This is a genomic window from Actinomadura sp. WMMB 499 (assembly GCF_008824145.1).
GTDB lineage: Bacteria > Actinomycetota > Actinomycetes > Streptosporangiales > Streptosporangiaceae > Spirillospora.
The window spans coordinates 2368078-2382080 of sequence record NZ_CP044407.1; the positions used below are offsets into that span (position 1 = coordinate 2368078).

Consider the following 14003-nt stretch of genomic DNA (forward strand, 5'->3'; position numbering starts at 1 on the left):
GCCGCGGTCCCCGTTTACTGGCGCTCCGCCAATGTTTGTCGACATCGCGTCAACATATCGTGTGGCCGCGCCCGGCGTCCGGACCGCCGGTCAAGGCCGCTGTCGACCCGCGCGATCTCCTCCGGCTCCGACGCGAGCCGCGTTGACGGACCGCCCCGGCCGGGCCTGTCAGGCACGGCGTCGCGGCGGGTGCCCGCCCGGATCCGGCGAGCCCGCGGGTGCCCGGCCCGCGCCTCGGCGAGCGGATCCGCGGGATCGGCGTCGCCTCCGGGCTCGGCCGGGCGCGGTCGGCGGCATGCCCCGGCCGGCTCCCGATCGTCGTGGGTCGCCGAAGGCGCGGGCGGCGATTCGGCGATGTTCGCCAATGTTGCGCGGGGGCGGACGGTGGTTCGGGCGTCTAGCTGCGGTGGTCGAGCGAGCCGGGTGAGGGCGTGCCGTTCGGGGGTTGTCGGTGGGCGAACTCGTGGTTAACGTGCCACCAATTAGGAAACCTTCCTATTAGATCGCGATCGCTTCGGGGTTCGGGGGGAACGTCCGTCCGCCGCCTACCGTGCCCTGGAGTGAGTCTTGCGCACGCGTTCGTTCGCCGGCGTCCTCGCCGCGCTGCTGCTCGTCCTGCTGCTCCCGCCGCCCGCGCTGGCCGCCGCCGCGCCGGCCGCGACGTTCGAGAAGACCGCCGACTGGGGATCGGGCTGGCAGGCCCGGTTCACCCTCACCAACGGATCCGCCGCCGCGATCGACGGGTGGCGCGTCGAGTTCGACCTGCCCGCCGGGACGGGCGTCGGCTCGTTCTGGGACGCGTCGCTCACCAGCGACGGGAACCACCACACGTTCACCGACCGGGGCTGGAACGCGACGATCCCGCCGGGCGGCGAAGTGTCGTTCGGCTTCCTCGGAAGCGGTCCGGGCGCACCGGAGAACTGCACGTTCAACGGGAGCCCCTGCACCGGAGCGCCGGACGGCGGCGGGCTCGGCGCGCCCGGATCCGTCCAGGTCACCGGCCGGACCGACACCTCGCTGACGCTGTCGTGGACGGCGAGCGCCGGGGAGCCCGACGGGTACCGGGTGTACGCGGGGGCAGACGTGCGCGCGACGGCGTCCGGGACCACCGCGACCGTCGCGGGGCTGGAGCCCTGCACGACGCACACGTTCACCGTGAAGGCGTACGGCGCGGCCGGCGAGTCGGCCGGAAGCGAGGTCACCGGGACGACCGGCGGCTGCGCGACCGGGCCGCTGCCCCGGCACTTCCTGACGGGCTACTGGCACAACTTCGAGAACCCGGCGCGGGAGCTGAAGCTGTCGCAGACGCCGGACGAGTACGACCTCGTCGCCGTCGCCTTCGGTGCGGCCACCGCGCGGCCGGGCGAGGTCGTGTTCGGCGTCGACCCCGGCCTGTCGCAGGCCGTCGGGGGGTACACGGACGCGCAGTTCAAGGCGGACGTCGCGGCGCTCCAGGCGAGCGGGAAGAAGGTCATCCTGTCGGTCGGCGGCGAGAAGGGCACGGTGCGCGTCGACAGTGCGGGCGCCGCGACGCTGTTCGCCGACACCGTGTACGGGCTGATGAACGAGTACGGGTTCGACGGCGTCGACATCGACCTGGAGAACGGGCTGAACCCGACCTACATGGCGCAGGCGCTGCGGGCGCTCCGCGCGAAGGCGGGCGCGGACCTCATCATCACGATGGCGCCGCAGACGATCGACATGCAGTCGACCGGCGGGTCGTACTTCCGGCTCGCGCTCGACATCAAGGACATCCTCACCGTCGTCCACATGCAGTACTACAACTCGGGCTCGATGCTGGGCTGCGACCAGGGCGTGTACGCGCAGGGGTCGGTCGACTTCATGACGGCGCTGGCCTGCGTCCAGCTCGAGAACGGGCTGCGCGCCGACCAGGTGGCGCTCGGGCTGCCCGCGGGACCGGGAGCGGCGGGCGGCGGCGTGGTCGCACCGGCGATGGTGACGGACGCGCTCGACTGCCTGGCGCGGGGGACGGGCTGCGGTTCGTTCCGGCCCGCGCGGACGTACCCGGACATCCGGGGCGCGATGACGTGGTCGATCAACTGGGACGTCACCAACGGCGGCGGATTCGCCCGGACGGTCGGCGCCCACCTCGACACGCTGCCGTAGGAGGACGTCGTGAGAGCACTCATCTTCGCGGCGACCCTCACGGCCGGTCTCGCCGTCGCGATCCCGCCCGCGCACGCGGCGAACGTCCTGGCCAACGGCGGGTTCGAGCGGGCGCTGGACGGCTGGACGTGCTCGGGCGGCGCGTCGGCCGCCGGCACCCCGAGGACGGGCGCGCACGCGCTGGCGGGCGGGGTCACGGCGGGCGACAACGGGCGGTGCGCGCAGACCGTCCGGGTGCGGCCCGGCACCGCGTACACGCTGTCGGCGTGGGTGCGCGGCGACTACGTGCACTTGGGCGTGACCGGCGGCGAGCGCACGTGGACGCCCTCGGCGGCCGGGTACACGAAGCTGTCGCTGTCGTTCACGACCGGCCCGGAGCAGGCGGAGGCCGAGGTCTACCTGCACGGCTGGTTCGGCGCCGGGCCCTACCTCGCGGACGACGTCGAGCTGGACGGTCCGGGCGGCCCGCTCCCGGGCGTCCCGGCCGCCCCCGGCGCCCCGCGGGCGGGCGCCGTGACGGAATCGTCGATCGGGCTGGCCTGGGACGCCGTCGACGGCGCCACCGGCTACCGCGTGTACGAGGGCCCGGACGTGCGGGCGACCGTGACCGGGACGTCCGCGACGCTCACCGGTCTCGGCGCGTGCGGCACGCACACGTACGCGGTGGCCGCGTTCAACGACGCGGGCGAGTCGGGGCGGTCGGCGCCGGTGACCGCGACGACGGAGGGGTGCGCGGACGCGGGCCTGCCGAAGCACGCGCTGATCGGCTACCTGCACGCGAGCTTCGCGAACGGGTCCGGGTACGTGCGGATGGCGGACGTCCCGGACGCGTGGGACGTCGTCAACCTGGCGTTCGGCGAGCCCACGACGCCCACGTCCGGGGACGTCCGGTTCGACCGGTGCCCGGTGAGCGAGTGCCCGGACGTGGAGAGCGAGGCCGAGTTCACGGCGGCGATCCGGGCGAAGCAGGCACGGGGAAAGAAGGTGCTGCTGTCGATCGGCGGTCAGAACGGGCAGGTGCAGCTGACGACGGCGGCGGCGCGGGACGCGTTCGTCCGGTCGGTGTCGGGGATCATCGACCGGTACGGGCTGGACGGCCTCGACATCGACTTCGAGGGCCACTCGCTCTACCTGGACCGGGGCGACGCGGACTTCCGGAACCCGACGACCCCGGTCATCGTCAACCTCGTCTCCGCGCTGGAGGAGCTGACGGCGAGGTACGGCGACGGCTTCGTGCTGACGATGGCCCCGGAGACGTTCTTCGTCCAGGTCGGGCACCAGTTCTACGGCGGCACGAGCTCCGGCGACAACCGGACGGGCGCGTACCTGCCGGTGATCCACGCCCTGCGCGACGAGCTGACGGTCCTGCACGTCCAGGACTACAACTCCGGACCGGTCATGGGCCTCGACGGCCGGTACCACACCATGGGCGGCGCCGATTTCCACATCGCGATGACCGACATGCTCAAGGCCGGCTTCCCGGTCGCGAACACCGGGCGCACGTTCCCCGGCCTGCGGCCCGAGCAGATCGCGTTCGGCGTGCCCGCCGCCGTCAGCGCCGGGAACGGCCACACCCCGCCCGCGCAGGTGCAGCAGGCGCTGACCTGCCTGGCCGGCGGGCGGGACTGCGGCTCGTACGAGCTGCGCGGCGGCCCGTCCCCGGCGCTGCGCGGCCTCATGACGTGGTCCATCAACTGGGACCGCTTCTACGGCTGGGAGTTCATGAACGCGCACGCGCCCTTCCTGGACTCCCTCCCGTAGGTCCCCCGTGAATCAGGAAAGGAGATCCATGCGATCCCCCCGCTCGAAGGCCGCGCTCGCGGCCGTGACCCTGCCGGCCGCGTCGGTCGCCGTGCTGGTCGCGTCGGCGGCCCCGGCGACCGCGCACGGCACGATGTCGAACCCGCCGAGCCGCGTGTACGTCTGCAAGAACGAGGGGCCGGAGACCCCCGACTCGGAGGCCTGCAAGGCGGCGGTCGCGGCCGGCGGCACGCAGGCGTTCTACGACTGGAACGAGGTGTCGCTGCTCACCGTGGACGGGCGGCACCGCGAGACGATCCCGGACGGGCGGCTGTGCAGCGCCGGACGGGCCAAGTACCGGGGGCTCGACCTCCAGCGGGCCGACTGGCCCGCGACGAGCGTCTCCGCCGGCCCGTTCGAGATCACCTACCACGCGACGGCGCCGCACCGGGGCAGCCGGTTCGAGTTCTACATCACCCGCGCGGGCTGGGACCCGACGCAGCCGCTGCGCTGGTCCGACCTCGTCCACCTGCGGACGTTCGACGACGTCGACCCGGTCACGTACACGAAGTGGACGCTGAACCTGCCGCAGCGGACGGGCCGGCACCTCGTCTACTCCATCTGGCAGCGGATGGAGTACAGCGACGAGGCGTTCTACACCTGCTCCGACGTGGACTTCGGCGGCGCCAACACCCCGACCGACCCGCCCACCGACCCGCCGACCGATCCCCCGACCGACCCGCCGACCGATCCCCCGACGGACCCGCCGGCCGGCACGTGGGCCGCCGGGACCGCCTACGCCACGGGCGACACCGTCACCTACGGCGGGACGGCCTACGAGTGCCGGCAACCGCACACCGCCATCGCCGGGTGGGAACCGGCGACGACGCCCGCGCTGTGGCGCGCCGTCTGATCCCGGCGCGATGAAGTACGCCGCAGTGGCACTCCTCGCGGCCTGCGGCCTGCTGCTGTTCGCGCGCTGCGGGGCCGGCGGCCCGTCCGCCGGCTCCGCCGCCGCGACCCGCGGCGGCGCGGGCTTCAACTCGACCGACGTGATGTTCCTGCAGATGATGGTCCCGCACCAGGGGCAGGGCGTGAGGCTGGCGGCGCTCGCCCGCGACCGCCCGGTGCGGCCGGAGGTGCGGACGCTCGCCGCCGCGATCGAGTCGACGCAGCGGTCGGAGGGCGCGCGGATCGTCGGGCGGCTGCGCGGCTGGGAGCGGCCGCTGCGGGCGCCCGCGGACTCGCACCACGCGCACGGCGGGGCCGTCCCGGAGACGACCGACGCCGAGCTCGCGGCGCTGGCGCGGCTCCCGGCGGGCCGGTTCGAGCGCGAGTTCCTCAACCTGCTGATCGCCCACCAGGACGACACCGTCCAGCTCGCCCGCATGGAGCTGGGCGGGGGCGAGGACGCGTGGACGCGGGAGCTGGCCGGGAAGGTGGAGCGGTCGCGATCCGCGCAGATCGAGCGGATGCTCGCCCTGGTCGAACCGGCCGGGCGGCCGGTCAGGAGCGGGTGACCGAGTCCGGGCCCAGCAGCGACTTCACGTCGCCGAACAGGGCCGCGTCCGGGGCGACCCGGAACGGGACGAGGTCGAACAGCACGCTCGTCGGGCCGCCGCGCCGGAGCAGCAGGTGCACCGGCGCGGCACCCGGATGGGCCGCGAGGATCCCCTTCAGGTCGGCGACGAGCCGCGGCGTCACCCGCGGCTCCGCGACCGTGATGACGACGGGCGGTTCGGCGGCGTCCGGTCCGGTCACGTCCAGGACGGTCACCTCCTCGGCGTAGACGCTGATCGTGTCGTCGCGCAGGTTGATCCTTCCCTCCAGCGACACGACGCGATCCTCCGCGAGGGCATGCCCGTACAACATGTGGCTTTTCGGGAAGACGAGGCATTCGACGGACGCGTCGTGGTCCTCCAGCGCGACGATCGCCCACGGGTCGCCCCGCTTGGTGACCTTGCGCTGCAGGCCGGAGATGATGCCGCTGAGCCGGACGCGCCCGTCGGCCCGGCCGGACGCGAGCAGTTCGGCGATCGTCCGGTCGCGGTGCCGTTCGAGGATCGGCTCGGTGCCGTCCAGCGGATGGCTCGACACGTACAGGCCGAGCATCTCCCGCTCGTGGGCGAGCAGGGTGGCCTTGTCCCACTCGCCGTCCGGGATCGCGACCGCGAGGCCGGTGTCCCCGGCGCCGGGGCCGGCGGTCGCGCCGAACAGCGCGTCCTGCCCGTGCGCCTCGCGGCGCTTGACGTCCACGACCGCGTCGGCGGCCCGCTCGTGGATCGCGACGATGCCCTTGCGGTGGTGGCCGAGGCCGTCGAACGCCCCGGCCTTCGCGAGCGACTCCAGCACCCGCTTGTTGCACACCTGCGCGGGCACCTTGGCGAGGAAGTCGTCGAACGAGGTGTAGGCGCCCCTGTCCGCGCGGGTCCGGACGATCGCGTCGACGACGCCCGCGCCGACGTTGCGGACCGCGCCGAGGCCGAAGCGGACGTCGTCGCCGACGGCGGCGAAGTCGAGGACGCTCTGGTTGACGTCGGGCGGCAGGACGCGGATGCCGAGGCGGCGGCAGTCGGACAGGTACACGCCCATCCTGTCCTTGTCGTCCCCCACGGAACTGAGGAGCGCGGCCATGTACTCGGCCGGGTAGTTCGCCTTGAGGTAGGCCGTCCAGTACGAGACGAGCCCGTACCCGGCGGTGTGGCTCTTGTTGAAGCCGTAGCCGCTGAACGGGAGGAGGACGTCCCAGACGGCCTTGATCGCGTCGGCGGAGAAGCCGCGCTCGCGCATCCCGGTCGAGAACCGCTCCCACTCGGCGTCCAGGACTTCTTTCTTCTTCTTGCCCATGGCGCGGCGCAGCATGTCGGCGGCGCCGAGCGAGTACCCGGCGAGCTGCTGCGCGATGGCCATGACCTGCTCCTGGAAGACGACCAGGTGGTAGGTGTCGCCGAGGATCGGTTCGAGGGCCTCCTCGAGTTCCGGGTGGATCGGCTCGACCTTCTGGCGGCCCGTCTTGCGCAACGCGTAGTTGGTGTGGGCGTCCATCTCCATCGGGCCGGGCCGGTACAGGGCGTTGACGGCGGCGATGTCGGTGAACGTCGTCGGCCGCATCATCCGCAGCAGGACGCGCATGCCGCCGGAGTCGAGCTGGAAGACGCCGAGCGTATCGCCGCGCGCAAGCAGCTCGTAGGTCGTCGCGTCGTCCAGCGGGGCCGTGCGAATGTCGACGTCCACGCCCCGGTTCGCCTTGACGCCCACGACGGCGTCGTGGATGACGGTGAGGTTGCGCAGGCCGAGGAAGTCCATCTTGAGCAGGCCCATGTCCTCGGCCTGCGTGAACGGGAAGCCGGTGACGACCGGCCCGTCGGCCTTCGGGCGGACGAGCGGCAGGACGTCCAGGAGCGGCTCGGACGACAGGATCACCCCGGCGGCGTGCACGCCCGTCCCCCGGGTGAGTCCCTCGACGCCGACGGCCGTGTCGAGGACGCGCTTGACGTCCGGTTCGTCCGCGTACATCCGGCGGAGTTCGGCGGCCTCGCCGTGCCGCCGGTGGCCGGCGTCGTGGATGGCGGCGAGGGGGATCTCCTTGCCGCCCTCGGCCGCCGGGAACGCCTTGGTGATGCGGTCGCCGAGCGCGTACGGGTAGCCGAGCACGCGGCAGGCGTCCTTGACCGCCGCCTTCGCCTTGATGGTGCCGAACGTGACGATCTGGCACACCCGGTCGTCGCCGTACCGGCGGGTGACGTAGTCGATCATCTCCTCGCGGCGGCGGTCGTCGAAGTCGAGGTCGACGTCCGGCATCGTGATCCGCTCGGGGTTCAGGAACCGCTCGAAGATCAGCCGGTGCTCGATCGGGTCCAGCTCGGTGATGCCGACGCAGTACGCGACCATCGAGCCCGTCGCCGAGCCGCGCCCCGGGCCGAGCCCGATGCCGTTCTCGCGCGCGTACCGGCAGATGTCGGCGACCACCAGGAAGTACCCGGGGAACCCCATGTCGGTGATGACCGACAGCTCGTAGTCGATCCGGTCGAGGACGTCCTGCGGCGGTTCGTCCCCGAAGCGGTCGCGGGCGCCCCGGAGCGCCTCGGCGCGCAGCCAGGACGCCTCGGTCTCCCCGTCCGGAACGGGGAAGCGCGGCATCAGGTCGCGGTGCGCGAACACCTCGCCGTAGTCGCCCGCGCGTTCGGCGATCAGGAGCGTGTTGTCGCAGGCCCCGGGCACCTCGGCGTCCCACATCGCGCGCATCTCCGCCGCGCTCTTGACGTAGTAGCCGCTGCCGACGAACCGGAAGCGGTTCTCGTCGGCGAGCCGCTTGCCGGTGCCGATGCACAGCAGCGCGTCGTGCGCCTCCGCCTGGCTCTCGGTGACGTAGTGGGAGTCGTTCGTGGCGAGGGGCGGCAGATCGAGGTCCCGGCCGATCCGGATCAGGTCCTCGCGGACGCGGCGTTCGATCGGCAGCCCGTGGTCCATCAGCTCGAGGAAGTAGTTGCCGGGCCCGAAGACGTCCCGGTACCGTGCGGCGGCCTCGACCGCCTCCGCGTACTGCCCGAGCCGCAGCCGCGTCTGCACCTCGCCGGACGGGCAGCCGGTCGTGGCGACGATGCCCGCCCCGTGCTCGGCGAGCAGCTCGGCGTCCATCCGCGGGTACTTCTGCACGTGCCCCTCCAGCCACGCGCGAGATTGCAGCCGGAACAGGTTCCGCAGGCCCGCCGCGTCCACCGCCCACATCGTCATGTGGGTGTAGAGGCCCCGCCCGGACACGTCGCCGCCCGCACCGGTCGTCTCGTCCGACTTCCGCAGGGACGGGTCGTCGCTCCAGAACACGGGCCGCCGGTGGTGCCGGGACGCGGGCGCCACGTACGCCTCGATGCCGATGACCGGCTTCACCCCGGCCTTGTTCGCGGCGTGGAAGAACTCGTAGGCGCCGTGCACGTTTCCGTGGTCGCTCATCGCGACCGCGGGCATCCCCTGCCGCGCGACCTCGTCCATCAGCGGGCCGACCTTCGCGGCGCCGTCCAGCATCGAGTACTCGGTGTGCACGTGGAGATGGACGAACGAGTCCACTACCCCTCCCGGTTGTCGCCGATTCCTCGCCGCCGACATTCGACCCGCCGGTAGAGTCGTCCGTCCAACAATCGACACGCTCGGCGATCACATCCGCCGGTTGTAGGGGGAGCTGAATGGACCTGGACCTCGCCGCGGTGCGCGCCTTCGTGGCCGTCGCCGACGACCGGTACTTCGGCGACGCGGCGGCCGGGCTCGGCATCAGCCAGCAGGCGGTGTCCAAGCGGGTCGCGAAGCTGGAGGCCGACCTCGGCACGGCCCTGCTGCGCCGGACGCCGAACGGCGCCGAGCCCACCGAGGACGGCGCGTCCTTCCTCGTGCAGGCACGCGCGCTGATCGCGCTCGCCGACCAGGCGGTGGACCTCGTCCGCAGCCGGCACCGCGCGCTGCGGGTCGGCGTGCTCGGCACGCGGATCGCTTCCGCCGAGACCGTCCGGGCGTTCCACGAGACCGTGCCGGACGTGGGCGTCGAGATGCTGCGGTCCGAAGGGCTGGCGGACGCGCTGACCGCGCTCGCCCGCGGGACGATCGACGCGTTCTTCGGCCGGGCGCTCGGCGACCTCGGCGGCATCGAGGCGCGCCCCGTCTACCTGGAACCGGTCCACGTCCTGGTCGGACGCGGGCACCCGTTCGCCGCGCTCGACGGGGTGCCGATCGCGGACCTGGCCGGCCGGAGCCTGTGGGTCCCGGGCGCCGTCCGGCCGGAGACCGAGTGGGCCGACTTCTACCGGGTCCTCGCCGCCGAGTTCGGCGTCCGCGTCGACACCACCGGCCCCAACTTCGGCGTGGACGACCTCGTGGAGCGGACCGCCGCGTCCCCCGAGCTGATCACGGGCGTGGGCGAGAAGATCCGGGTGCCGTGGCATCGGGGCGTCGTGCAGATCCCGGTGGTCGAGCCGAGCCCGTGCTACCCGTGGTCGCTGCTGTGGCACCCGCGGAACCGGCATCCCGTGCTGCCGGAGCTCGTCGCGTTCACCCGCGAGGGCTTCCGCCCGTACCGTCCCGGCCGCGACTGGATCCCGGAACCCGACCGCCCCGCCTTCACGGCGTGATCTCTGTGCCAGCATGGAACCGATGGGACAGGTTGACGAGGTTCTGCGCCTCCTCCGCGACACCTTCGGGCCCGACCTCGTCGGCGCGTACGAGCACGGCTCGGCCGTCCTCGGCGGGCTGAAGCCGCACAGCGACGTGGACGTGCTGGCCGTCGTCCGGCGCCCCACGGCGGAGGCGGAGCGGCGGGCGCTGGTGGGCGGGCTGATGCCGATCTCCGGCGGCGCCGCGCGGCCCGTGGAGCTGACGGTCGTGGTCGAGACGGCCGTGCGGCCCTGGCGGTACCCGCCGGTCTGCGAGTTCCAGTACGGCGAGTGGCTGCGGGACGAGTACGAGCGCGGCATGGTCCCGGCGCCGGAGCCGAGCCCGGACCTGGCGCCGCTGATCACGATGGCGCTGGCCGGGGAGGCGCCGCTGTTCGGCCCGCCGCCGTCGCGGGTGTTCGGCGCGGTGCCGCACGCGGACGTCGTCCGCGCGATCACCGGGAGCGTGCCGGACCTGCTCGGCGAGCTCGACGGCGACGCGCGCAACGTCGTCCTGACGCTGGCGCGCGTGTGGGCGACGGCCGCGACCGGAGAGATCATGCCGAAGGACGCGGCCGCCGCGTGGGCGCTGCCCCGGCTGCCCGCCGAGCACCGTCCCGTCCTGGCCCGGGCGCGGGCCGTCTACCTCGGCGAGGAGGACGAGCGCTGGGACGACCTGCGCGCCCGGCTCCGCCCGCACGCCGAGTTCGTCGCCGCCGAGATCGCCCGGACCTGACCGCCGGACCCGATCCTCGCCCCCGGTGTCACAGGATCGGGGGCTGTGCCGTCTTGAGGGCATGGAAGCTGCTGAAGTCATAGCGACGGGTCCGCGGCGGTGAACGCGGAGGCACTGGCGGAGGCGTTCGAGGCGGAGCGGCCGCGGCTGCTGCGGGTCGCGTACGCGACGCTCGGGTCGCTCACCGAGGCCGAGGACTGCGTGCAGGAGGCGTGGCTGCGGCTGCGCCGGCTGGACGACCCGGCGGGCATCCGCGACCTGCGCGCGTGGCTCACCCGGACGGTCGGGCGGCTGGCGCTGGACGCGCTCGGCAGCGCGCGGGCCCGCCGGGAGCGGTACGTGGGCACGTGGCTGCCGGAGCCGGTGGTCGCGGCACCGGGCCCGGCGGGCGCGTCCCCGGCCGGCGCCGACCCGGCCGACCGGGTGACGCTGGACGAGTCGGTGTCCACGGCGCTGCTGGTGGTGCTGGAGACGCTGTCGCCGGCCGAGCGGACGGCGTTCCTGCTGCACGACGTGTTCGGCCTGCCGTTCGAGGAGGTCGCGGGGATCGTCGGGCGGTCCCCGGCGGCGGTGCGGCAGCTCGCGTCGCGGGCCCGGCGGCACGTGGCGGCGGGCCGTCCCCGGTTCCCGCCGACGCCGGCCGAGCAGCGCGCGCTCGTGGCCGCGTTCGTCGCGGCGTGCCGGAACGGCGACCTGGACGGGCTGGTCGCGCTGCTCGCGCCGGACGTGACGTGCCGGGCCGACGGCGGCGGCAAGGTCAGCACGCTGCCCCGCGATGTGCACGGCGCCGAGCGGGTCGCCAGGGCGCTCATCGCGTTCACCGAGCGCCCGCCCCGCGACCTGCTGCAGACCGTGGTCAACGGGGCACCGGGACTGGTCGCGCGGGACCACGAGGGCGTGCTGTCGGTCGCGTCGTTCACGTTCGACGCGGGCCGCATCGTCGCGATCGACATCGTGCGGAATCCCGACAAGCTGACGACCGTCCCCGACCTGCCCTGATCCCGCCGGGGCGCCCGCGCGGGGCGGGCGCCCCGGCGCTCTCCCCTCGGCACCCCACACCCCGAGGCGACTACTCAAAGTAGTTGATCCACCACGCAAGGAGACAGATCATGACCTTGACCGAAACGAGGGCGGAGACGGGGGATCCGGACCCGCCCGGGAGCGTGTTCGCGCGCGTCGCCGGCTTCGCGCACCGCCGCCGCTGGCTCGTCCTGATCCTGTGGACGGCGGTGCTCGCCGGCATCTGGGGCGCGGCGACGGCCACCGGCAGCGACTACCGGCAGGACAACTCGCTGCCCGGCACGGAGTCGCAGCAGGCCGCCGACCTGCTGGAACGGCACGGGTCCGGGCAGGCCACGGCCGGCACCCTGCAGATCGTCCTGCGGGACGGCGGCGGGCTGGCCGAGGCGGGCACCCGCGAGCGGGTGGAGGGGATGCTCGGGACGGTCGCCGCGCTGCCGAAGGTCGCCGACGTCCGCAGCCCGTACGCGGACGGGTCCGCGATCGCGCCCGGCGGCGCCGTCGGCTACGCGACGGTGACGCTCGACGTCGAGTCGACCGAGATGGGCACGGAGGACACGCAGCGGATCCTCGACGCCGCGCAGGCGGTACAGGGCGACGGGCTCGAGGTCGAGCTGGGCGGCGACGCCGCGCGGGCGCTCGGCGCGAGCGCGGGCGGGTTCGCCGAGGGCGTGGGCGTGCTCGCGGCGCTGGTCATCCTGGTGGCGATGTTCCGGTCGGCGCTCGGGGCGGTGCTCCCGATCGTCACGGCGGTGTTCGCGGTCGGGTCCACGTTCGGCGCGATCGTGATCGCCTCGCACGCCTTCATGATCGCCGAGTGGACACCGCCGGTGATGATGCTCGTCGGCCTCGGCGTCGGCATCGACTACGCGCTGATCGTGTTCGCCCGGTACCGGGCCGAGCTGCTGGCGGGCGTCCCGTCCGGACGGGCGGTGCGGACGGCGCTCGACACCGGCGGGCACACGGTGTTCTTCGCGGGCTGCACGGTGATCGTGGCGCTGCTCGGGCTGGTCGCGCTGGGCCTCGGCTCGCTGCGCGGGATGGCGCTGTGCGTGGCGCTGACCGTGCTGGCGACGATGCTCGCGGCGCTGACGCTGCTGCCCGCGCTGCTCGGCGCGTTCGGCCCGCGGTTCGCGCGGAAGTTCACGCCCGGATCGTCCCGCGGGTCCGGGGAGGGATGGCGGCGGATCGGGTCGGCGGTGCAGCGGCGCCCGCTCGCGGCGCTGCTGGTCGGCGGGGTGCTGCTGGGCGCCCTGGCGCTCCCGGCGCTCGGGATGCGGTTCGGGTTCGCCGACGCGGGCAACGACCCGCCGGACTCGACCGCCCGCAAGGCCTACGACACGCTCGCGCAGGGGTTCGGGCCCGGCTTCAACGGCCCGCTGCTCGTCGTCGCGGAGGGGGACGCGCGGGCGGCGCGGGCGGCGGCGGACGCGCTGGCCGGGACGCCGGGCGTGCGGGCCGCCGCCGACCCGGTACCGGTCGGTGACGGCGGCGTGTCGACGGTGCTGGTGTTCCCCGACTCGTCCCCGCAGGACGAGGCGACCGCCGACCTCGTGGCCGAGCTGCGCGGCGACGTCCTGCCGGGGGTGGCGGAGCGGACGGGCGCGACGTACCTGGTGGGCGGCTCCACGGCCGCCGCCGAGGACTACGCGGGGAAGATCGCCGACCGGATGCCGCTGTTCGTGGCGATCGTGGTCGGGGTGTCGCTGCTGCTGCTGATGGCGGTGTTCCGCTCGGTGCTCGTCCCGCTGAAGGCCGCCCTGTTCAACCTGCTGAGCATCGGCGCGGCGCTCGGCGCGATGAAGCTGGTGTTCCAGGACGGGCGGTTCGGCGTGGAGGGCGCGCCGATCGAGGCGTACCTGCCGGTGATGGTGTTCGCGGTGGTGTTCGGCCTGTCGATGGACTACGAGATCTTCCTGGTGTCGCGGATGCGGGAGGAGTGGCGGCGCACCGGGGACGCGCGGCTCGCCGTCCGGGAGGGCCTCGCGCACACCGGCGCCGTGATCACCGCGGCGGGGGCGATCATGGTGTCGGTGTTCGGCGCGTTCGTGCTGAGCCCCGACCGGCTGCTCCAGCAGGCCGGCTTCGGCATGGCGATCGCGGTCTTCGTGGACGCGGTGATCATCCGGTGCCTGCTGGTCCCGGCGGCGATGCGGCTGCTCGGCCGCCGCGCCTGGTGGCTGCCCGGCCCGCTGGACCGGCTGCTCCCCCGCCTCCGCGCCTGACCCACCCGCCGGGTCCGG

The 14003-nt window shown here is 73.8% G+C and carries 9 protein-coding genes; 8 read left to right on the plus strand and 1 reads right to left on the minus strand.

What is annotated here, in order from left to right:
• The first annotated feature begins 567 nt into the window (after positions 1-567).
• Genes F7P10_RS10185 through F7P10_RS10200 form a run of 4 tightly spaced genes read left to right on the plus strand, consistent with a single transcriptional unit; the run spans position 568 to position 5387 of the window.
• Complete coding sequence (locus F7P10_RS10185) at positions 568-2127, plus strand: chitinase (protein WP_254716529.1); 1560 nt, start codon at positions 568-570, stop codon at positions 2125-2127.
• 9 nt (positions 2128-2136) lie between these two features.
• Positions 2137-3888: a chitinase gene (locus tag F7P10_RS10190; RefSeq protein ID WP_151009118.1), complete on the plus strand. Its 1752-nt coding sequence runs from the start codon at positions 2137-2139 to the stop codon at positions 3886-3888.
• A gap of 28 nt (positions 3889-3916) precedes the next feature.
• Positions 3917-4780 (plus strand): lytic polysaccharide monooxygenase, encoded by an 864-nt coding sequence (locus tag F7P10_RS10195; protein WP_151009119.1) that lies wholly within the window; start codon positions 3917-3919, stop codon positions 4778-4780.
• A gap of 10 nt (positions 4781-4790) precedes the next feature.
• Positions 4791-5387, plus strand: a complete 597-nt coding sequence (locus F7P10_RS10200) for a DUF305 domain-containing protein (protein WP_151009120.1) — start codon at positions 4791-4793, stop codon at positions 5385-5387.
• Here F7P10_RS10200 and dnaE read toward each other — a convergent pair.
• Positions 5374-8970: a DNA polymerase III subunit alpha gene (gene dnaE / locus F7P10_RS10205; protein WP_151009121.1), complete on the minus strand. Its 3597-nt coding sequence runs from the start codon at positions 8968-8970 to the stop codon at positions 5374-5376. The genes F7P10_RS10200 and dnaE overlap by 14 nt on opposite strands.
• A 77-nt stretch (positions 8971-9047) precedes the next feature.
• Here dnaE and F7P10_RS10210 point away from each other — a divergent pair, with 77 nt between their 5' ends.
• The 4 genes from F7P10_RS10210 to F7P10_RS10225 all read left to right on the plus strand — a co-directional run bounded on the left by F7P10_RS10210 (position 9048) and on the right by F7P10_RS10225 (position 13985).
• Positions 9048-9983, plus strand: coding sequence for a LysR family transcriptional regulator (locus F7P10_RS10210; RefSeq protein WP_151009122.1), 936 nt, complete (start codon positions 9048-9050; stop codon positions 9981-9983).
• A 22-nt stretch (positions 9984-10005) separates the two neighbouring features.
• The gene (locus F7P10_RS10215) at positions 10006-10740 is read left to right on the plus strand and encodes an aminoglycoside adenylyltransferase family protein (protein WP_176611392.1); all 735 of its coding nucleotides are present in this window, start codon (positions 10006-10008) and stop codon (positions 10738-10740) included.
• A gap of 99 nt (positions 10741-10839) precedes the next feature.
• The gene (sigJ, locus tag F7P10_RS10220) at positions 10840-11739 is read left to right on the plus strand and encodes an RNA polymerase sigma factor SigJ (RefSeq protein ID WP_151009124.1); all 900 of its coding nucleotides are present in this window, start codon (positions 10840-10842) and stop codon (positions 11737-11739) included.
• Between the two features lie 110 nt (positions 11740-11849).
• Positions 11850-13985, plus strand: coding sequence for an MMPL family transporter (locus F7P10_RS10225; protein ID WP_176611393.1), 2136 nt, complete (start codon positions 11850-11852; stop codon positions 13983-13985).
• The last annotated feature ends 18 nt before the right edge of the window (positions 13986-14003 follow it).

Bases quoted from the DNA above. Each gene is read 5' to 3' on its own strand.
- F7P10_RS10195 (WP_151009119.1), top strand. From the start codon at position 3,917: ATGCGATCCCCCCGCTCGAAGGCCGCGCTCGCGGCCGTGACCCTGCCG.
- F7P10_RS10200 (WP_151009120.1), top strand. From the start codon at position 4,791: ATGAAGTACGCCGCAGTGGCACTCCTCGCGGCCTGCGGCCTGCTGCTG.
- dnaE (WP_151009121.1), bottom strand. From the start codon at position 8,970: ATGTCGGCGGCGAGGAATCGGCGACAACCGGGAGGGGTAGTGGACTCG.
- F7P10_RS10210 (WP_151009122.1), top strand. From the start codon at position 9,048: ATGGACCTGGACCTCGCCGCGGTGCGCGCCTTCGTGGCCGTCGCCGAC.
- F7P10_RS10215 (WP_176611392.1), top strand. From the start codon at position 10,006: ATGGGACAGGTTGACGAGGTTCTGCGCCTCCTCCGCGACACCTTCGGG.
- F7P10_RS10225 (WP_176611393.1), top strand. From the start codon at position 11,850: ATGACCTTGACCGAAACGAGGGCGGAGACGGGGGATCCGGACCCGCCC.